Origin of the sequence: Streptomyces malaysiensis subsp. samsunensis (genome assembly GCF_024519315.1) — a bacterium.
GTDB classification, from domain to species: Bacteria; Actinomycetota; Actinomycetes; order Streptomycetales; family Streptomycetaceae; genus Streptomyces; species Streptomyces malaysiensis.
The window spans coordinates 71,011-90,371 of sequence record NZ_JANIIC010000013.1 but is presented as its reverse complement, the minus strand read 5'-3'; the positions used below and the strand labels follow the sequence as shown (position 1 = coordinate 90,371).

The window sequence follows — 19,361 nt, the reverse complement described above, 5'->3', positions numbered from 1 at the left end:
CCGCACCGTACGGACAAGGACGACGCCCATGGTCCACCTCGCCGCCGAGAACCGCTACGACTCGATGCAGTACCAGCGCTGCGGACGCAGCGGTGTGCTGCTCCCGAAGGTCTCGCTCGGCCTGTGGCACAACTTCGGCGACACCCACCCCCTGGAGACCCAGCGCGCGGTGCTGCGCCGCGCCTTCGACCTCGGCGTCACCCATATCGATCTGGCCAACAACTACGGTCCGCCGCCCGGCAGCGCCGAGGCCAACTTCGGCTCGATCTTCGCCCAGGACTTCCGCCCCTATCGCGATGAGCTCTTCATCGCCTCCAAGGCCGGACACCTCATGTGGCCGGGGCCGTACGGGGAATGGGGTTCGCGCAAGTACGTCCTCGCCAGCCTCGACCAGTCGCTGTCCCGGATGGGACTGGACTACGTCGATGTCTTCTACTCCCACCGCTTCGACCCGGACACCCCGCTCGAGGAGACGATGGGCGCCCTCGACAGCGCGGTGCGGCAGGGCAAGGCGCTCTACGCGGGCATCTCCAACTACCCTCCGGAGGCGATCGCCGAGGCCGCGGCGATCCTGAAGGAGCTGCGCACCCCGTACCTGATCAACCAGTACCCGTACTCGATCCTCCAGCGCGGGGTCGAGGGCGGGGTGCTCCAGGCGTCCGCCGAGGCGGGCGTCGGCGTCATCGCCTTCTCGCCGCTGGCGCAGGGTCAGCTCACCGACCGCTATCTGCACGGGGTGCCGGCCGATTCACGCATGGCGCTCGGCCACTTCCTCAAGCGCGAGGCGCTCACCGAGGAGCGGCTGGCCCTGCTGCACGCCCTCAACAAGCTCGCCGAGGGGCGCGGCCAGACCCTCGCCCAGCTGGCGCTCGCATGGGTGCTGCGGGACCCCCGGGTGGTCTCGGTGCTGATCGGCGCCAGCAGCGTCGCCCAGCTGGAGCAGAACGTCGCGGTGCTGGACGCCCCCGCCTTCACCGACGCCGAGCTGGCCGAGATCGACCGGCTCTCGGCGGAGGCGGGGGTCGAGATCCCCTGACGGGCCCCGGCCCCGGGACCCACACGGATGACCTGAGGCCCGCCGCGTCCGGCGCGGCGGGCCACGGTTCGCCCATGAGGGGCGAGCCGGGCCCGGGGGAGTGCCGGAGTCCGCGGAAGGTGATCGGCCCGGTCCATGGCCGGATAACATGAGCGGTCCCCCGAGACCACCATGAGCCGCCGCACGGAGACGCAACCTTGGCCACACAACGGATTCCGGTCATTCTCGTCACGGGTTTTCTGGGCTCCGGGAAGACGACGATGCTCAACCATCTGATGCGGGACAGCTCGGACACCCGGATCGGCGTCATCGTCAATGACTTCGGATCCATCAACATCGACGCCATGGCCGTCGCCGGGCAGGTCGATTCGATGATCCCGATCGAGAACGGCTGTCTGTGCTGTGCGGCGGACGCCTCCGAGATGGACGAGATGCTCGAGCGGCTCACCGATCCGGAGCTGCGCATCGATGTCGTGGTGATCGAGGCAAGCGGCCTCGCCGAACCGCAGAGCATGATCCGTGCGCTGCTGTCCAGCACCAATGAACGGATCGTCTACGGCGGCCTGGTGGAGGTCGTGGACGCCGCGGAGTTTCCCGACACCCGCATCCGCCACCCCGAGCTCGATCGTCACCTCCGCGCGGCGGACCTGATCGTGCTCAACAAGACCGACCGTATCGCCGAGGACGAGCGGCGGCGTCTCCTGGAGACCATCGAGGAGGTCGCCCCAGGTGTCCCGGTGCTGACCGCCGCACACGGACGTGTCGACGCCGCCCTGCTCATCGACCACCGGCCCCGTGAGACCTCCGGGGAACGCTTCCGGCAGCTGTCGTTCGCCGATGTGTACGCCGACGACGCGTCCGACGACGGCGGATGTGCTGCCGACGGAAGCGCCGCCGATGAGTGCGCCGACGGCCACGACCACGGCCACCACCCCCACGCCGCGTACGAGAGCGTGGAGTTCACCTCGGCCGAGCCGCTCCATCCCCGTCGGCTGATGGAGTTCCTCGACAGCCGCCCGGCGGGCCTTTACCGCGCCAAGGGATTCCTCCACTTCGCGGGCGCGGGGGCCGAGCACAGGTTCGGGCTGCACGCGGTCGGCTCGTATCTCCGCTTCGAGCCGTCGCCCTGGGAGCGCGATGCGCCCCGCACCACCCAACTGGTGCTGATCGGCACCGGGATCGACGCCGAGACCCTCACCAAGCGGCTGGTCGAATGCGTGGCGGCCGCTGAGGAAGAGGTCGACGAGACGCACATGATGGGCGTGCTCCGCTATGTGGACGAGGCGGACTAGGGAAATCTCTGGAATCGGCGGTGCAACCCTGAGGCGGTGTCACTGGTCCTGCTGGGTGTACATGAGGTAAACGCTCATCAACGAGCAGGAGGATTTGTGCGCCCCCGTTCCCTCACCACCGTTCTGCGCTGCGCGACGGTGGCCGCACTCGTGACCACCCCCGCCGTGCTCGGCGCCCCCTCCGCGGGCGCCGCCGAGGCCCGCACCGCCGCGGCCTCCGCCCCGAAGGCCGACTTCAACAAGGACGGACGCGCCGACCTCGCCGTCTCCGCCCCCACCGGCACGGTGGGCGGCAAGGCCAAGGCCGGCTACGTCGCCGTGGTCTACGGCTCCGCCTCCGGCGCGGACACCGCCCACCGCCAGGTCATCAGCCAGGCGACCGAGGGCGTCCCCGGCGATCCCGCCGACTCGGCCTACTTCGGGGCCCATACCGTCGCCCGCGACCTCGACGGCGACGGCTACACCGATCTGGCCGTCCAGACGGGCAGGTCCCCGGCCGTCACGGTCCTGTGGGGGTCGGCGAACGGCCTCGCCGACGCCACCCAGCTGCCCGCGGGCAACGGCGACCACTGGGGCGACAGCGTCATCGCGGGCGGCGACTTCAACGGCGACGGCCACGCCGACCTGGCCGATGTGGTCACCACCGGCGAGGGCCCGGACGACGAGAAGACCGGAGTGCGCGTCCGGCTCGGCCCGTTCACCCGTGACGGCAAGGACGCGGGCAGCTCCTTCTCCGACACCGGCAGGTTCGACGCGCCGACCTCTCTGACCGCGGGCGACATCACCGGCGACGGCAAGGACGACCTCGTCTCCACCCACGCCTTCGAGGAGATGTCCCAGTCCAGCCTGTTCTTCAAGGGCGACGCCCAGGGACTGTCGCAGAAGGCGGCCGATCTGACCGACGCCGCCTCCGCGGCCATCGGCGACGTCGACAAGGACGGCCACGGCGATCTGATCCTGCGCACCGTCCCCGGCGACGTCATCGAGAACCTGCCGTACGACCACGGCACCCTCAAGGTCCTCTACGGCACCGCGTCGGGGCCGAGCACCACCCGCACCACGACCATCGACCAGAACACCGCGGGCGTCCCCGGCGTCAACGAGGACGGCGACCAGTTCGGCTACTCGCTCAGCGCCGGCGACGTCAACGGCGACGGCTACGCGGACGTCGCCGTCGGCATCCCGTACGAGGACCTGGAGGCCGGCCAGGACGAGGCGGGCAGCGTCGTCCAGCTCTACGGCGGCCGGGGCGGGCTGTCCGGCACCGGAGCCCAGGCGTTCACCCAGGACACCGCCGGTGTCCCCGGTGTCGCGGAGGCGGGCGACCACTTCGGCGCGGCGGTCCGGCTCGCCGACACCGACGGCGACGGCAAGGACGACCTGGCCGTGGGCGCCCCCGACGAGGACGGCGCCCACTCCACCAGCGGTGCGGCATGGGTGCTGCGCGGCCAGGCGGGCGGCCTGACCACCAATGGCGTCGTCTCCTTCGGGCCCGACTCCCTCGGGGCGCCGGAGGCCGGTGCGTCCCTGGGCCACGGATTCCAGGGGTGACCGTATCGCCAGGCGGCTGAACGGGACTCCGTACGCGGGTGGTTGACGAGTAGTTGACGGGCCCTTAGGTTTACTGGACGGTAGGTCCATGCTGGCTCATGTGACACGAGGGATACGGATCGGCCGCCGCCGACCGGGCCGCACCCGGCTGCTCGGGGTGGCCGTGTCTCTGCTGGCGGCGGCCGCGGCCCCGGGCACTCCGGCGGCCGCGGCCGAGGCGCCCTGGTTCGACGGCCGGGCGGCGGACCAGGTGGCCGTGGACGGCACCCGGTTCGCCGACGGCCACGGCCGCGAGGTCGTGCTGCGCGGTTTCAACGTGTCCGGCGAGACCAAGCTGGAGGAGAACGGCGGGCTTCCGTTCGCCACCACCGACGACGCCAGGAAATCCGCGGCCGCCATGCGCCATCTGACCGGGGCCAACGCGGTGCGCTTCCTGCTCTCCTGGGCCCATGCCGAGCCGGAGCCCGGCCAGGTGGACACCGCCTATCTGGAGAAGGCCACCGCACAGATGAAGGCGTTCCTGGACGCCGGGATCCGGGTCTTCCCCGACTTCCACCAGGACCTGTACTCCGGCCACCTCTTCCACAAGGACAGCTGGTACAGCGGCGACGGCGCCCCGAAATGGGTGATCGACGCGGGCGGATATCCCAGGGAGTCCTGCGGCATCTGCGTCCACTGGGGCCAGAACATCACCCAGAACCAGGCGGTCATGAACGCCACCCGCGACTTCTGGCGCAACCGCGCCCTGACCACCGGCGCGGGCACCGTCCGGGTCCGGGACGCCTTCCTGGCCACCGCCGAGAAGACCATGACCTATCTCTCCCGGCACCTCACCGACGACCAGTTCACCCGCGTCGTCGGCTTCGACCCGCTCAACGAGCCCTACGCGGGCGCGTACGACGACGGCCAGAACAGCCGCACCTGGGAGAAGAGCTTGCTGTGGCCCTTCTACGAGAAGTTCCGCGCCCGTATGGACGCCGCGGGCTGGCGGGACAAGCCCGCCTTCGTGGAGCCCAATATGTTCTGGAACTCCAATCTGGACTTCCAGCGCCAGGAGGGCGGACTCCTCGACGCGGGAAGGCCCGGCCCCGGCTATGTCTTCAACACCCACTACTACGACCAGAAGGCCATCTCCGGCGTCTTCATGCCCGGCAAGGCGGGCGACGGCCAGTACTCGGGCGACTTCGGCACCCTGCGCGACCGCGCCACCGCCCTTGACCTGCCCGCCGTCATGAGCGAGTTCGGCCATCCGCTGACCGGCTTCACCTCTGACAAGGCCCCCACCGTCGTCAAGGGCATGTACCAGGCGCTCGACTCCCGCCTCCCCGGCGCCACCTGGTGGACCCGCCCGGCCGCCTCCGGCGCCGTGCTCTCCTCCACCCAGTGGCAGTGGGACATCTACAGCGGCCGCCACCACGAGGCCATGAACGGCAACACCGGCAAGACCCTCACCGAGGGCGACGCCTGGAACGGCGAGGACCTCTCGGCCGTCCGCCTCGACGACTCCGGTGGCGCCGGGCTGCGCCAGGACGCACGGCTGCTGGACCGGCTCTATCCGCGCGCCGTCGAGGGCCGCACCCTCGCCTTCACCTTCGAGGACCGCTCACGCGACGGCTCCACCACGCTCGGCTGGGACCGCGTCCCCGGCACCCTGCCGAACGTGGCCGAGCTCACCGGCTCCGGCCGCTACGGCATGCTGGTGTGGCGCTCCGGCGGCGGCACCGGGGCGCCCACCGAACTGCGTCTGCCCCGCGACTTCGACCCCGCCCTGACCACCGTCGTCTCCGACCTGGGCACCGTCACCGGGCCGCCCGTGTACACCGCGCACGGCCACACCGCCGACCACCCCATCGCCACCGCCGCGGAGCCCGGCGACACCGGCGCGCACCGGCTGGTGCTCTCGGCCCCGGCCGGCGAGGGCACCGGCACCGTGCACTACGCGCTGATCGCCGACGGCACCGCCGCCCCCTCGGCGGAGCTGCGCGCCGCCGCCCGGCGCGAACTCGCGCGGTGGGCGGCGGACGCCGGTTTCTGAGCCCCTCGCGCCACCGCTACCAGCGGTGGTGCACCTGGGCCCGAAGCCGCCGGTCGTACAGATCGCCGACGGCGTCCAGCGTGGTGTCCGGCAGCGGGGGCAGCCCCGCCGCGGCCGCGTTCGCCCGAGCCTGCTCGGGCGAACGCGCCCCCGGGATGACCGAGGTCACGCCCGGCTGCTGGACGATCCACCGCAGCGCCGTCTGCGCGGGAGTGGCTCCCCGCGGGGCCAGCTCCGCGAACTCCACCGCCGCCTCGACGCCCTCCTCGAAGCCCACGCCCGAGAACGTCTCGCCCTGGTCGAACATCTCACCGTGCCGGTTGAAGGTGCGGTGGTCGTTCTCGGCGAAGACGGTGTCCTTGGTGTACTTCCCGGACAGCAGACCGGACGCCAGCGGCACCCGCGCGATGATCCCCACACCGGCCTCCCGCGCCGCCGGTACGACCCCCTCCAGCGGCTTGAGCCGGAACGGGTTGAGGATGATCTGCACACTCGCCGTCCCCGGATGCGCGATCGCCGCCAGCGCCTCCGCACACGTCTCGACGCTCACCCCGTACGCCGCCACGCGCTCCTCGGCCACCAGTGTGTCCAGCGCGTCGAAGACCGCCTCCGAGGAGTGCACCGAGGACGGCGGGCAGTGCAGCTGCACCAGATCCAGGACGTCCACGCCCAGGTTGGCCCGCGAGCGGTCGGTCCACGCGCGGAAGTTGTCCAGGGAGTAGTTCTCCGCCAGCTGCGGCATCCGCCGCCCCATCTTGGTGGCCACGAAGATCCCGGCGTCCGGGCGCTCCCGCAGGAACCGCCCGATGAGCTGCTCGCTGCGCCCGTCCCCGTACACATCGGCGGTGTCGAAGAACGTCACGCCGGCTTCGACGGCCGCCTCCAGCACGGTCAGGGCGTCCCGCTCGTCGACCTCGCCCCAGTCCGCGCCCAGCTGCCAGGTTCCCAGGCCCACGACCGAGACCTTCCGGCCGAGCCGACCGAACTCACGCTGCTCCATGCTCCCTCTTCTCCTACTACGACGCTCACCGTACCTCTGCTCACCAGTCGTGCACCGTGCCGTCCACGAGTCGGTTCACCGGCAGATAGGCGGGCTGGTAGGGAAACCTCTCGGCGGCCTCGGTGTCCAGCTCCACGCCCAGGCCTGGGGTGTCGGACGGGTGCAGCAGCCCGTCCTCGAAGCGGAAGGAGGTGCGGAAGACCTCCAGCGTGTCCGCGGTGTGCGGCATGTACTCCTGTATGCCGAAGTTGTGGATGGCCAGATCGAGGTGGAGCGCCGCGGCCATGCCCACCGGGGAGATGTCGGTCGGGCCGTGGATTCCGGACTTGATCCCGTAGACCGCGGCGAAATCCAGCAGTTTGCGCATGGCCGTGATCCCGCCGGTGTGGGTCACCGCCGAGCGCACATAGTCGATCAGGCGCTCGCTCAGCAGGGTGGTGTAGTCGTGGACGTGGTTGAAGACCTCGCCGATGGCCAGCGGGGTGGTGGTGTGCTGCCGGATGAGCCGCAGCGCGGCCTGGTCCTCGCCGGGCGTGGCGTCCTCCAGCCAGAACAGGTCGTAGGGCTCCAGCGTCTTGCCGAGCCGGGCCGCCTGGATGGGCGTCATCCGGTGGTGACCGTCGTGCAGCAGTGGCAGCTCCGGGCCGAACTCCTCCCGTACGGCCTCGAATACCGTCGGCACATGGCGCAGATAGGCCCGGGTGTCCCAGCTCTCCTCGGCGGGCAGCACCCGCGGGCCCGTCCCCGGCGCGCGGGTTCGTAGTCGTAGCGCTCCCCGCCGCCCGCGCTGGAGGCGGCCACCCCGTAGACCGAGTCCAGCCCGGGGATGCCGGTCTGGATACGGATCGCGCGATAGCCCCGCTCCAGATGGGCGCGTATGGAGTCCAGCAGCTCGGGGACGTCCCGGCCGGAGGCGTGCCCGTAGGCCAGCGCCCCGGTGCGCGACGCCCCGCCCAGCAGCTGGTACAGCGGCATCCCGGCGGCCTTGGCCTTGATGTCCCACAGCGCGGTGTCGACGGCCGCGATGGCGGCCATGGTCACCGGCCCGCGCCGCCAGTACGCCCCGCGGTACAGGTACTGCCAGGTGTCCTCGATGCGCGAGGCGTCCCGGTCGAGCAGCAGCGGCACCACGTGGTCCCGCAGATACGAGGCGACGGCCAGCTCACGGCCGTTGAGCGTGGCGTCCCCCAGACCCGTGACACCGTCCTCGGTGGCGATGCGCAGGGTGACGAAATTGCGCCCCGGACTGGTGACGACGACCTCGGCCGACTCGATCCTCACCGCATGCCCCATTCCCCTTGGTGTTCCTGGCCGGTCCTATCGGCGATCACGCCATACGGGCAGCTCTACCCGCTTCCCGCCACCGGGATCCGGACGCGACGGCCCCTCGCCGAGCCACCCCGCCCGCGAGTAGCGTGGCGGCATGCTTTGACGCTCGCCCCGCCCCCGGGGCCCGCCGGGACGCCTCCTTCGCAGCGCCGCCCACATGTCATCAGGTACCGAAGGAGGAATTCGCCATGACCACCCTCACCGTCGCCCTGCTCCAACTCGCCCGGCCCGGACCCGATCCGGCCAGGAACCTCGCCCTCGGCGAGGCGGCCTGCCGCCGGGCCGGGGCCATGGGCGCCGATATCGCGCTCTTCCCGGAGATGTGGAGCAACGGCTACAGCGTCGCCATCCCGGACGGCTCGGACGACGGCGACGTCTACCGCCATCCGTCGCTGTGGGACGGCGCCCGCACCTCGGGCGCGCCGCGGCCCGAGTCCGTCTGGCTCGGCGAGCCGATCACCCGCGACTCGCCCTTCGTCATCCACTTCCGTGAGCTGGCCGCCGAGCTCGAGATGGCCATCGCGCTCACCTACCTGGAGCGCTGGGACGGACCGCCGCGCAACACCCTCTCCCTCATCGACCGGCACGGCCGTCTGGTCCTGACCTACGCCAAGGTGCACACCTGCGCCTTCGACCTGCCCGAGGCCGGGCTGACCCCGGGAGAGGGGTTCGAGGTGTGCGCCCTGGACACGGCGGTGGGCGAGGTGATGACGGGGGCGATGATCTGCTACGACCGGGAGTTCCCGGAGAGCGCCCGCGCCCTGATGCTCGCCGGGGCGGAGATCGTCCTCACCCCGAACGCCTGCGAGCTGGAGATCAACCGGCTCTCCCAGTTCCGCTCCCGCGCCGGGGAGAACATGACCGGTATGGCCATGGCCAACTACGCCGGTCCCGGCTGGGGCCACTCCGTCGCCCACGACGGTGTCGCCTTCGCCAACGGGCGGTCGCGGGACACCCTGGTGGTCGAGGCGGGCGAGGCCGAGGGGGTCTATCCGGCGGTCTTCGACCTCGACGCACTGCGCGACTACCGGCGCCGGGAGGCGTGGGGGGACGCCTTCCGACGCCCCGCCGCGTACCGGAACCTGACGGACCGCGAGGTGCGCGACCCATTTGTCCGGGTGGGGCCCGATGGTGCTCCGGTCCCCGGCCGCGGCCGTCCGTAATGGCTTGAAAGGTTTGTCAAGTACCTACAAAAACATGATCTGAGCTGCGGCGATTGCTGACGGGGTACCTGCTGAGTAGGGTGTCCCGCATGTCAGCACTCAACGTGGAATTCAGCGATCGAGAACTGGAGGACCTCCGTCAGATCGCCAAGGAGCGCGGTACGACGATGAAGGCCCTTGTCCGGGAGGCGACCGTGGCCGACATCGCGCGTCACCGCGCTCTACAGGAGGGTGCCGAAGTCTTCCGGCGGTTCTTCGCGGACAATGCCGACGCCTTCGCGGACGCGTTCCCCGACGATGAGCACCGCCGACCGGGGCAGGCCGCCTGACCATGGTGCCGCTGCTGCATATCGACGTCCCCTGGCTGCTCCAGCGCCATGAGGAGGTCATGCCGGAACAGCCGGCCATCTCGGACTTCTCGGGTCTGGTGGCGGCCGTCGCCCGCCACCGCGTCGACCCGCCGCGCCTGGGTGTCGACCCCGACCCCGCGTGGCGGGCCGCGGCCCTGCTGCACACCATCGCGCTGCTCAAACCGCTCCCGGCGAGCAACGCGCGATTCGCGGCCGCGACCGCGGTCGCCTATATGCACGCCTCGGGCGAGGGCATCGACCCGCCGTACGGGGCGCTGATCGACCTGGTCCGCGACATCCTCTCCAGCAAGGCCGATGTCTTCGACGCGGCCAGCAACATCCGCTCCTGGCGGATCTGAACGGATCTGAGGGGCATGCGGATCTGAGGGGTGTGGTCTGAGGGATGTGACCTGAGGGGTGTACGGATGGGCCCCGGGCCTCGGCGGCTCGGTCGACGTCGCCGTGTGTGCCGGCCCGGGGCCCGTCCCTCCCGTCACCCGGCCGAGCCGAGCTCCTCGGCCAGCGCCTGCTTCTCCAGCGTCTCCCGCCGCTCCTCGGCCGGGGTGTGACCGGCCGCCTCCGCCGCCTGGACGCGCTCGGCCTCGGCGAGCAGCGAATGCCCGGTGGCCAGGACACCGATGCCCAGCGCGACCGCCGCAGCCCCGATGTAGAAGGGCAGATGCACCCCGCTGTGCTCGGCGATCTTGCCCGCCGCGTACGGTGCCAGACCGCCGCCGATGAAGCGGACGAAACCGTAGGAGGCGGAGGCCACGGGCCGCTCCACGGGGGCGACGGTCATCACCGCCTGGGTGGTGATGGTGTTGTTGATCCCGATGAAGGCGCCGGCCACGATCACCGCCACGATCAGCGTCGTCGTGGAGTCGGTGAAGAGGCCGATGACGAGGATGTCGAGCGCGAACAGCGCCAGATTCAGATACAGGGAGCGGGCTATGCCCAGCCGCGCCTGTAGCCAGGGGGCGCCGAAGACCGAGAAGAAGGCCACGAGCAGACCCCAGCCGGTGAAGACATAGCCCAGCTCATGGGTGCCCAGGTCCATGGGGAACGGCGCATAGCCCAGCACCGTGAAGAAGCCCCAGTTGTAGCAGAGCGCGGTCAGCCCCATGGTGAGCAGCCCGCGGTGGCGCAGCGCCTTGATCGGGTCGGCGATCGAAGCCTTGCGCGCCGGGGTCGGGGTGGGCTGGACCAGCACGATGGTCGCTATCAGTGCGATGGCCATCAGGACCGCCACACCGAAGAACGGCCCGCGCCAGCTGATCGCGCCGAGCTCACCGCCCAGCAGCGGCCCGATCGCGATGCCGATGCCCAGCGCGGTCTCGTAGAGGATGATCGCGCCGGCGAAGCCACCGCTGGCCGAGCCGACGATCACGGCGAGCGAGGTGGCGATGAACAGGGCGTTGCCCAGGCCCCATCCGGCGCGGAAGCCGACGATCCCGTCGATGCTGCCGGACGCCCCGGCCGCCGCGCTGAAGAGCACGATGAGCACCAGACCGGCCACCAGGGTGCGCTTGGCGCCGATGCGGCTGGAGACGAACCCGGTGAGCAGCATGGCGACCGCGGTGACCACCAGATAGCTGGTGAACAGCAACGACACCTGGCTCGGCGTGGCATGCAGTTTGGCGGAGAGGGAGGGCAGGATCGGATCCACGAGGCCGATGCCCATGAAGGAGATCACACAGGCGAAGGCGACCGCCCATACGGCCTTCGGCTGCTTGAAGGGGTTGGGGGCGCTGGGATGAGCGGACAAATGATGCTCCGTGGTTCAGGGCCCGAGCCGTGACGACATGGCGAGCCGTGGCGCGGCAGGGTGCCGGTTGATTCAGGAAGCGGTGGTCCCCGGGGCCTTCCGCGCCCGTGCCGCGTTCTCGACCAGCCGCTGGAAGGCGGGGGTGGCGGCGCGGACGGCGGTGGCGAGTGCCTGTTCGTCCTCGGGGGAGAGGGTGGCCAGCAGTTCGGCGAGCCGGTCCGTACGGCCGCGGCGCCGCTCGGCGAGCAGCTCCCGCCCGCTGTCGGTGATCGCCACCAGCACCACCCGCCCGTCGTGCGGATCGTCGACCCGGGTCACCAGACCCTGCCGCTCAAGCCGCTGGATCAGCTGGGTCATCGAGGGCTGGGTGACACCCTCGTCGGAGGCCAGGGCCGTCAGCCGGGACGGGCCCTCCCGGCTGAGCCGGCCGAGGGTCGAGGCCGCGGTGAAGCTGATGTCCCGGTTGGTCAGATGGCGCACCGCGAGGAACGCCAGCTGCTCCAGCGCCTCCGCGACCTCTTCACGGGCCGCGGGGGTGTCGGGTTCCCGGGGTCCGGACTGCTGAGTGTATTCCACATCTAGTTTTATATCATGCCTCTATATAGGCAGGCTATGCAGGTGGCCGTCGCGCATGGGCGCCCATGGCCGCCATCGCCTCAGCGGAAGATTCCGGTGTGCCCGAGGGAGTAGCGGCCGGGCTGGGGGTAGACCGCGAGCCCGTGCGGGCCGCCACCGACCGGGATCCGGGCGCGCAGCCGGCCGCTGTGGGTGTCGATCGCGTAGACCTCGGCGTTGTACCGGCCCGAGAGCCACAGCACCTTGCCGTCGTCGGACACCCCGCCCATGTCGGGGCTGCCGCCGCCGGGGAGCCGCCACTTCCGCGTCACCTTGCCGGTCTTGAAGGACAGCACCGAGATGGTGCCCTCACCGCGGTTGGAGACGTACATCGAACGGGAGTCGCGGCTGACGTAGAGGCCGTGCGTGCCCTTGCCGGTGGGCAGCAGCCGCGGTTTGCCGAAGGTGTCGCCGTTGAGCACCCACAGCCCGTTCGCCACCATGTCGGCGATGTACCACGTCTTGCCGTTGGGCGAGATCTTGACGTCCTGCGGCATGGCCCCGGCGATCGGCAGCCGCTGCTTGGCGACCACCTTCTTCCTCGCCGTGTCCACCTTCAGCAGCTCACCGGAGAACTCGCACGAGACGATGAAGTAGCGCCCGTCGGGCGAGAAGTCGGCGTGGTTGACGCCGTAGCAGTTGGCCGGCACCGACTTGACCACCTTCATGCTGTGGGCGTCCCGGAAGACCAGCGCCCGGTCCTTGGAGGCCATCACCACGGCGTACTTGCCGTCCGGGGTGAAGTAGAGGTTGTACGGGTCATGCACCGCCACCGGGCGGCCGACCCGCCCGTTGGCGGGGTTGATGGGGGTGAGGGAGTTGCCCAGATCGTTGTTGATCCACAGCGTCTTCAGATCCCACGAGGGCACCACGTGCTGCGGCTGATGGCCCACCTGGATGGTGCGGATGACCTTGAACTTCTTCGGATCGATCACGCTCACCGTGTCCGAGAGCGTATTGGGCACATACACCCGTGACGGATAGTCCTTCACCGTCCGGGACAGCATCCCCGGCCGGTCGGCCGCGTAGAGGTCATGCGGGTCCAGCGGAGGCGGCATCCCCGGCAGCAACCGGGCCTGCTCGGCCTTCTTCTCGGCCTTCCTCTTCGCCGCGGCCGACGCCTTCAGAGCGCTCTCCCGCGCCGCCGCCGACTCCGCCCCGCCGGGCTTGTGCTCGCTGGAGGAGGCGCAGGCCGGCACCACGGCCCCGCACAGCAGCAGGGCCACCGCGGCCCGGACCGTGGCGCGCCGCCGGTACGCGCTGGAGAGGGGGCGGGACGAGCCACGGGCCACGGGGTCCTCCAGCGGTGAGGGTGGGCATCGGCCGGCACCCGCACCGCGGCCGGCCGTGGCCTCACCCTGGCACCGCCCCGGCCCACCGGCATCCGCCCGCGGCCGAGCGGGGGAGGAGGACACCACCATCGGCCCCGTCCAGCGGATCTTCACGGGCCCGCGCTGCCAGGACCCGCTGGGTTGTGTGCGCCCCGCGCCGGACGCCGTCGGCCCCGCGGCCTCGGCCGCCGATGTCACGGGCGCGAAGATCCGTCCACCGGGCCTGAGCGGCCGGGCCGTACGGGCGTAGGATCGCCGCCGACGCCCGGGGAACACCCCGGGGCTCCGTGCGGAGGGGGACGGACAGTGCGGTTCGGAGTGCTGGGCACCGGACACTGGGCGGCCGAGACCCACGCGGCGGCGCTCGCCGCCCACCCCGTGGCCGAACTGGCCGGGATCTGGGGGCGCGATCCGGAGAAGGCGAAGGCGCTGGCGGACCGCTGGGGCACCCGCGCCTACCCGGACGCCGACGCGCTGATCGCCGACGTGGACGCGGTCGCCATCGCCCTCCCGCCGGACATCCAGAGCGGCCTCGCCGAGCGGGCCGCGCTGGCCGGGCGCCATCTGCTCCTGGACAAGCCGCTCGCGTTCACCACCGAGGAGGCCGACCGGATCGTGCGCGCCGTGGACGAGCGCGCGCTGGCCTCGGTCGTGTTCTTCACCAACCGCTTCGCGGCACCCGTCGAGACCTTCATCGAGGAGACCGCGGCGGCCGGCGGCTGGGACGGCGGCCGTGCCACCGCCTTCGCCTCGATCTTCCAGCCCGGCGGCCGCTACGGCGAATCCCGCTGGCGGCGGGAGCGCGGCGGACTGTGGGACGTCGGCCCGCACTCCCTGTCCGTCCTGCTCCCGGTCCTCGGCCCGGTGGCCGAGGTCACCGCCCTCGACGGGCCGCGCGGCGCCGCGCATGTGCTGCTGCGCCACCAGTCCGGCGCCATCGGCACGCTCGCCCTCACCCTCGACGCCCGGCCCGCCGCCCAGGGCTTCTCCTGCGACTTCTACGGCGAGCGCGGGATCGCGGTGGTCCCCGAGGCGGGGACCACCGCGGTGGCGGCCTTCGCCACGGCCGTCGACCGGCTGCTGAGCGGCGCCCGCGACGGCGGCGCGCCCGACCCCTGCGACGTACGGTTCGCCCGCGAGGTCGTCGCCGTTCTGGAGGCCGCCGACCGCTCCCGCCACGAGGGGCACACCGTCACCCCGCGCTGAGCGACCACCACGCGGCGCGAGGTGGCCCCCCGGTGCCGCGCGGGCGGTCGCGGCGCGGCGCGGGGTGGCCGCGGTGCGACGCCGGGTGGTCGTGGTGCCGTGCGGGGTGGCCGTCGTGCGGTGCCGCCGGGTGGCCGTCGTGCCGGGCCAGGTTGCCGTTGTCCGGCGCCGAGTGACCGTCGTGCCGAGTCGGGTGGTCGCGGTTGCGACGCTGCCGAGTGGCCGCCGTGTAGAGCCGGGTGGCCGCTGTGCCGCGCGGGGTGGCCGCCGTATGGCGCCGCCGGGTGGCCGTCGTGCCGGGGCGGGTTGCCGTTGTCCGGCGCCGAGTGACCGTCGTGCCGGGCCGGGTGGCCGCGCCGCCGAGCTCGGTTGCCGCCGTCCGGCGCTGCGTGACCGTCCTGCCGCGCCGAGTGGCGGAAGGTCCGGATCCCGTCCCCATGGGCCGCATACTCCGGCGTTCCCGGGGGAATCGGGGGCCATGACCAAGCTCTGCCTGCCCGACGGCGTGCGGGCCTGCCTTTTCGACCTCGATGGTGTGCTGACCCGGACCGCGGTGGTGCACGCGGCGGCGTGGAAGCAGATGTTCGACGAGTTCCTGCGGCGGCGCGACGGCGCCTCCTTCCGTCCCTTCGACTCGGCCCGCGACTACGACGAGTACGTGGACGGCCGTCCACGCGCCGACGGGGTGCGCACCTTCCTGGCCTCCCGGGGCATCGACCTCCCCGACGGCGAGCCGGACGACCCGCCCGACAAGGACACCGTGTACGGCCTGGGCAACCGTAAGAACATCCTGGTCCTGGAGAAGATCCGCAAGGAGGGAGTCGAGGCGTACCCGGGGTCGGTGCGCTTCGTGGCCGCCGTACGCGCCGAGGGGCTGCGGACCGCGGTCGTCTCCTCCAGCGCCAACTGCCGCGATGTGCTGATCGCCGCCGGTATCGAGGACCTCTTCGAGGTGCGGATCGACGGTGTGGTCGCCGCCGAGCGCAAGCTGCCCGGCAAACCGCACCCGGACACCTTCCTGGAGGCCGGACGGGAGCTGGACACCGGGCCCGAGGCCGCCGCCGTCTTCGAGGACGCCCTGGCCGGCATGGAGGCCGGCCGCTCCGGGCACTTCGGCTGTGTCGTCGGCGTGGACCGCGTGGGGCAGGCCGACGCGCTGCGCGCACACGGCGCCGACATCGTGGTCGAGGATCTCGCCGAGCTGCTGGAGGACGATTCGTGATCACCGATGCCTCGTACGCCGTCGACCCCTGGGCGCTGCGGGAGACCGATCTCCGGCTCGATCTGCTGCCCCAGAGCGAATCGGTCTTCGCGCTCTCCAACGGGCATGTCGGCTGGCGCGCCAATCTCGACGAGGGGGAGCCCCACGGGCTCCCCGGCTCCTATCTCAACGGTGTGTACGAACGGCGTCCCCTGCCTTACGCCGAGGCCGGATACGGCTACCCCGAGGCCGGCCAGACCATGATCAACATCACCAATGGCAAGATCATCCGGCTGCTGGTGGACGACGAGCCCTTCGATCTGCGCTACGGACGGCTGCGCTCCCATGAGCGCGTGCTCGATCTGCGCGGCGGACTGCTGCACCGCACCTGCGAATGGACCTCCCCCTCCGGTATCGGTGTGCGGGTCCGCTCCACCCGGCTGGTCTCCCTCACCCAGCGGGCCATCGCCGCCATCGCCTACGAGGTGGAGGCGCTCGACGCCAGGATCCGCGTCGTCGTCCAGTCCGAACTGGTCGCCAACGAGCAGCTTCCCGAGCGCGCCGGCGACCCCCGGGTGGCCGAGGCTCTGGAGTCCCCGCTGAAGCCCGAGGAGAACGCCGCCGACGACAAGCGGCTGCGGCTGATCCACTGCACCGACGCCAGCGGGCTGCGGGTCGCGGCCGCCGCCGACCACCTGATCACCGGACCGCCCCCGACCCGCCACGCCAGCGAGAGCGCCGACGACGTCGCCCGGCTGACCGTCACCTCGGTGCTGGAGCCGGGCCAGGTCCTGCGGCTGGAGAAGCTGGTGGCCTACGGCTGGTCCGGCGCCCGCTCGCTGCCCGCCGTACGCGACCAGGTCGAGGCCGCGCTCGCCGGGGCCGCCAGCACCGGCTGGCGCGGGCTGGTGGACCAGCAGCGCGAATGGCTGGAGGACTTCTGGTCCCGCGCCGATGTCGAGGTCGAGGGGGACGCCGAGATCCAGCAGGCCGTGCGCTTCGCCCTCTTCCACGTCGTACAGGCCGGTGCCCGCGCCGAGGAACGGGCCATCCCCGCCAAGGGCCTCACCGGCTCCGGCTACGACGGCCACTCCTTCTGGGACACCGACACCTTCGTACTGCCCCTGCTCACCTACACCTTCCCCGAGTCCGTGGCCGAGGCGCTGCGCTGGCGCCAGTCCATCCTGCCCGCCGCCCGGGACCGGGCCCGGCAGCTGAACCACGACGGCGCCGCCTTCCCCTGGCGCACCATCGACGGCTCGGAATGCTCCGCCTACTGGCCGGCCGGCACCGCGGCCTTCCACGTCAACGCCGATGTGGCGGACGCGGTGGTGCGCTATGTCGCCGCCACCGGCGACGACTACTTCGAGCGCGAGACGGCCGTGGAACTGCTGGTGGAGACCGCCCGGCTGTGGCGCTCCCTCGGCCACCACGACCACCACGGCCGCTTCCACATCGACGGGGTGACCGGCCCCGACGAGTACAGCGCCATCGCCGACGACAACGTCTACACCAACCTCATGGCCCAGTCGAACCTGCGGGCCGCCGCGGACATCGTCGAACGCCACCCGGAGAAGAGCTCCGAACTGGGCGTCGACGACGAGGAGTCCGCCGCCTGGCGGGACGCCGCCGAGTCCATGTCGGTCCCGTACAACAAGTCGCTGGGCGTCCATGAGCAGTCCACGGACTTCACCGGCCACCAGGAGTGGGACTTCCAGGGCACGCGCCCGGACCAGTACCCGCTGATGCTCCACTTCCCGTACTTCGAGATGTACCGCAAACAGGTGGTCAAACAGGCCGACCTGGTGCTGGCGATGTATCTGCGCGGCGAGTGCTTCACCGAGGAGCAGAAGGCCCGCAACTTCGACTACTACGAACGGCTGACGGTCCGGGACTCCTCCCTCTCCGCATGCGCCCAGGCCGTCATGGCCGCCGAGGTCGGCCATCTGCGGCTCGCCTACGACTACTTGGGCGAGGCGGCCCTGATGGACCTGAGGGATCTGGAGCACAACACCCGCGACGGTCTGCACATCGCCTCGCTCGCCGGCACCTGGATCGCCCTGGTCGCCGGGTTCGGCGGGATGCGGCAGCGCGACGGCGGGCTGGAGTTCTCGCCCAAGCTGCCCGAGAAGCTGGCCCGGCTCGCCTTCACCGTGCAGGTGCTGGGCCGCAAGCTGCGCGTGGAGATCACCCCCCGCTGTGCCACCTACTCCCTGGCCGAGGGCGCCCCCTTGGAGATCCGGCACTACGGGCGGCCGATCACCGTCTCCGAGAAGACATCGCAGATCTGCGACATCGACGAGCTGACGGCACGCCCCGAACCCCATCAGCCGCCCGGCCGCCGCCCGAACCGCCGCGCCTGAGGCGCGCGGCCGCCACACACAGCGAGGTGCGCCCGATGGACCCCCTTCAGGCCCTGGACCGGATCGCGTTTCTCCTGGAGCGCGCCCAGGCGCCGACCTACCGGGTGCGTGCCTTCCGCACCGCCCAGGCGGTGCTCGCCGGTATGGACCCCGGGGAGGTGGAGCGGCGCGCCTCGAACGGCACCCTGCGGTCGCTCAAAGGGGTGGGCCCGAAGACCTCGCAGGTGGTCCAGGAGGCGCTGAAGGACCAGGTGCCCGGGTATCTGGCGAGGCTGGAGGCCGAGGCGGCCAAGGACGGGCACGAACCCGACGAGGAGGCGGCGAAGCTGTGCGCCGCGCTGCGCGGGGACTGCCATATGCACTCGGACTGGTCCGACGGCGGCTCCCCGATCGAGCTGATGGCCCGTACGGCGGCGCGGCTGGGGCACAAGTGGGCGGTGCTCACCGACCATTCCCCGCGGCTCACGGTGGCCCGCGGCCTCTCGGCGGACCGGCTGCGCGCCCAGCTGGACGTAGTGGCCGAGCTGCGCGAGAAGCTCGCCCCGTTCCAGCTGCTCACCGGGATCGAGGTGGACATCCTCCCCGACGGCTCCCTGGACCAGGAGCCGGAGCTGCTGGACCGGCTGGATGTGGTGGTGGCCTCGGTCCACTCCAAGCTGCGGATGGACGCCCGTCCCATGACCCGCCGGATGGTGGCCGCCGTCAGCGATCCGCGCGTCGATGTGCTGGGCCACTGCACCGGACGGCTGCTCGGCGGAAAGCGCCCCGAGTCGGCCTTCGACCATGAGGAGGTCTTCGGCGCCTGCGCGGCGGCGGGCACCGCCGTGGAGATCAACTGCCGTCCGGAGCGGCTGGATCCGCCGCGCCGGCTGCTGCGGGAGGCCGTGCGGGCGGGGACCTTCTTCTCCATCGACACCGACGCCCACGCGCCCGGCCAGCTCGACTGGCAGCCAGGCGGATGTGCCCGGGCGGTGGAATGCGGGGTGCCGACGGAGCGCGTCATCACCACCTGGACCGCCCGGCAACTGGTGGAGTGGACCCGCACGCGCCGTCCCCCGCGCCGTGCGAGCCACCGGAGCTGACGGCGGAGGGGCAGGGGCACGCGTCGGAGACGGCGGAGTGGC

At 71.6% G+C, this 19,361-nt stretch carries 17 protein-coding genes and 1 pseudogene; 12 read left to right on the top strand and 6 right to left on the bottom strand.

The genetic code is table 11. The features are described 5' to 3' along the window. The first annotated feature begins 28 nt into the window (after window positions 1-28). The 4 genes from NQU54_RS13995 (at window position 29) to NQU54_RS13980 (ending at window position 5,914) form a co-directional block, all read left to right on the top strand. A complete protein-coding gene (locus NQU54_RS13995; RefSeq protein ID WP_069871605.1) occupies window positions 29-1,036 on the top strand; it encodes an aldo/keto reductase in 1,008 nt (335 codons plus the stop codon). A gap of 197 nt (window positions 1,037-1,233) precedes the next feature. Further along, the gene (locus NQU54_RS13990; RefSeq protein WP_257631357.1) at window positions 1,234-2,328 is read left to right on the top strand and encodes a CobW family GTP-binding protein; all 1,095 of its coding nucleotides are present in this window, start codon (window positions 1,234-1,236) and stop codon (window positions 2,326-2,328) included. Between the two features lie 96 nt (window positions 2,329-2,424). Then, window positions 2,425-3,879, top strand: coding sequence for an FG-GAP and VCBS repeat-containing protein (locus tag NQU54_RS13985; protein ID WP_257631356.1), 1,455 nt, complete (start codon window positions 2,425-2,427; stop codon window positions 3,877-3,879). A gap of 88 nt (window positions 3,880-3,967) precedes the next feature. Continuing rightward, window positions 3,968-5,914: a cellulase family glycosylhydrolase gene (locus NQU54_RS13980; protein WP_257631355.1), complete on the top strand. Its 1,947-nt coding sequence runs from the start codon at window positions 3,968-3,970 to the stop codon at window positions 5,912-5,914. A 16-nt stretch (window positions 5,915-5,930) separates the two neighbouring features. On the opposite strand, the gene NQU54_RS13975 is transcribed toward NQU54_RS13980, so the two are convergent. Both NQU54_RS13975 and manD read right to left on the bottom strand, forming a co-directional pair. Then, window positions 5,931-6,914: an aldo/keto reductase gene (locus tag NQU54_RS13975; RefSeq protein WP_257631354.1), complete on the bottom strand. Its 984-nt coding sequence runs from the start codon at window positions 6,912-6,914 to the stop codon at window positions 5,931-5,933. A gap of 40 nt (window positions 6,915-6,954) precedes the next feature. Then, window positions 6,955-8,195 (bottom strand): annotated as a pseudogene (gene manD / locus NQU54_RS50070) (D-mannonate dehydratase ManD). 236 nt (window positions 8,196-8,431) lie between these two features. Here manD and NQU54_RS13965 point away from each other — a divergent pair. From NQU54_RS13965 to NQU54_RS13955, 3 genes are all read left to right on the top strand, one after another. Then, a complete protein-coding gene (locus tag NQU54_RS13965; protein ID WP_257631353.1) occupies window positions 8,432-9,406 on the top strand; it encodes a carbon-nitrogen hydrolase family protein in 975 nt (324 codons plus the stop codon). A gap of 89 nt (window positions 9,407-9,495) precedes the next feature. Beyond that, window positions 9,496-9,735: a hypothetical protein gene (locus NQU54_RS13960; RefSeq protein WP_069871789.1), complete on the top strand. Its 240-nt coding sequence runs from the start codon at window positions 9,496-9,498 to the stop codon at window positions 9,733-9,735. Between the two features lie 2 nt (window positions 9,736-9,737). Then, window positions 9,738-10,115, top strand: coding sequence for a toxin Doc (locus tag NQU54_RS13955; protein ID WP_069871618.1), 378 nt, complete (start codon window positions 9,738-9,740; stop codon window positions 10,113-10,115). 134 nt (window positions 10,116-10,249) lie between these two features. Here NQU54_RS13955 and NQU54_RS13950 read toward each other — a convergent pair whose 3' ends face one another. From NQU54_RS13950 to NQU54_RS13940, 3 genes are all read right to left on the bottom strand, one after another. Then, a complete protein-coding gene (locus NQU54_RS13950) occupies window positions 10,250-11,521 on the bottom strand; it encodes an MFS transporter (protein ID WP_079153630.1) in 1,272 nt (423 codons plus the stop codon). Window positions 11,522-11,593: 72 nt separating this feature from the next. Further along, window positions 11,594-12,097, bottom strand: a complete 504-nt coding sequence (locus NQU54_RS13945) for a MarR family winged helix-turn-helix transcriptional regulator (protein WP_257631352.1) — start codon at window positions 12,095-12,097, stop codon at window positions 11,594-11,596. Window positions 12,098-12,177: 80 nt separating this feature from the next. Then, window positions 12,178-13,428, bottom strand: a complete 1,251-nt coding sequence (locus NQU54_RS13940; protein WP_257631351.1) for a YncE family protein — start codon at window positions 13,426-13,428, stop codon at window positions 12,178-12,180. A 55-nt stretch (window positions 13,429-13,483) separates the two neighbouring features. Between NQU54_RS13940 and NQU54_RS13935 the strand changes: the two genes are divergently transcribed. Together NQU54_RS13935 and NQU54_RS13930 are read left to right on the top strand one after the other, a co-directional pair. After that, on the top strand, window positions 13,484-13,717 hold the full coding sequence (locus tag NQU54_RS13935) for a hypothetical protein (RefSeq protein WP_257631350.1): 234 nt from the start codon (window positions 13,484-13,486) through the stop codon (window positions 13,715-13,717). Between the two features lie 56 nt (window positions 13,718-13,773). After that, the gene (locus tag NQU54_RS13930; protein ID WP_257631349.1) at window positions 13,774-14,673 is read left to right on the top strand and encodes a Gfo/Idh/MocA family protein; all 900 of its coding nucleotides are present in this window, start codon (window positions 13,774-13,776) and stop codon (window positions 14,671-14,673) included. Here NQU54_RS13930 and NQU54_RS13925 read toward each other — a convergent pair. Further along, window positions 14,660-15,112, bottom strand: coding sequence for a hypothetical protein (locus tag NQU54_RS13925; RefSeq protein WP_257631348.1), 453 nt, complete (start codon window positions 15,110-15,112; stop codon window positions 14,660-14,662). The two genes, NQU54_RS13930 and NQU54_RS13925, sit on opposite strands and share 14 nt — an antisense overlap. Before the next feature lie 39 nt (window positions 15,113-15,151). Between NQU54_RS13925 and NQU54_RS13920 the strand changes: the two genes are divergently transcribed. Genes NQU54_RS13920 through NQU54_RS13910 form a run of 3 tightly spaced genes read left to right on the top strand, consistent with a single transcriptional unit; the run spans window position 15,152 to window position 19,319 of the window. Further along, on the top strand, window positions 15,152-15,895 hold the full coding sequence (locus tag NQU54_RS13920) for an HAD family hydrolase (RefSeq protein ID WP_257631347.1): 744 nt from the start codon (window positions 15,152-15,154) through the stop codon (window positions 15,893-15,895). Further along, window positions 15,892-18,237, top strand: a complete 2,346-nt coding sequence (locus NQU54_RS13915; protein WP_257631346.1) for a glycoside hydrolase family 65 protein — start codon at window positions 15,892-15,894, stop codon at window positions 18,235-18,237. The genes NQU54_RS13920 and NQU54_RS13915 overlap by 4 nt, the downstream gene beginning before the upstream one ends. A gap of 35 nt (window positions 18,238-18,272) precedes the next feature. Continuing rightward, window positions 18,273-19,319, top strand: coding sequence for a PHP domain-containing protein (locus NQU54_RS13910; RefSeq protein ID WP_257631345.1), 1,047 nt, complete (start codon window positions 18,273-18,275; stop codon window positions 19,317-19,319). Window positions 19,320-19,361: the final 42 nt, after the last annotated feature.

What these genes read in the sequence shown, in the direction of transcription:
- NQU54_RS13965 (WP_257631353.1), top strand. Translation starts at nt 8,432, where the DNA reads ATGACCACCCTCACCGTCGCCCTGCTCCAACTCGCCCGGCCCGGACCC.
- NQU54_RS13960 (WP_069871789.1), top strand. Translation starts at nt 9,496, where the DNA reads ATGTCAGCACTCAACGTGGAATTCAGCGATCGAGAACTGGAGGACCTC.
- NQU54_RS13955 (WP_069871618.1), top strand. Translation starts at nt 9,738, where the DNA reads ATGGTGCCGCTGCTGCATATCGACGTCCCCTGGCTGCTCCAGCGCCAT.
- NQU54_RS13910 (WP_257631345.1), top strand. Translation starts at nt 18,273, where the DNA reads ATGGACCCCCTTCAGGCCCTGGACCGGATCGCGTTTCTCCTGGAGCGC.
- NQU54_RS13980 (WP_257631355.1), top strand. Translation starts at nt 3,968, where the DNA reads ATGCTGGCTCATGTGACACGAGGGATACGGATCGGCCGCCGCCGACCG.
- NQU54_RS13975 (WP_257631354.1), bottom strand. Translation starts at nt 6,914, where the DNA reads ATGGAGCAGCGTGAGTTCGGTCGGCTCGGCCGGAAGGTCTCGGTCGTG.
- NQU54_RS13920 (WP_257631347.1), top strand. Translation starts at nt 15,152, where the DNA reads ATGACCAAGCTCTGCCTGCCCGACGGCGTGCGGGCCTGCCTTTTCGAC.
- NQU54_RS13995 (WP_069871605.1), top strand. Translation starts at nt 29, where the DNA reads ATGGTCCACCTCGCCGCCGAGAACCGCTACGACTCGATGCAGTACCAG.
- NQU54_RS13925 (WP_257631348.1), bottom strand. Translation starts at nt 15,112, where the DNA reads ATGGGGACGGGATCCGGACCTTCCGCCACTCGGCGCGGCAGGACGGTC.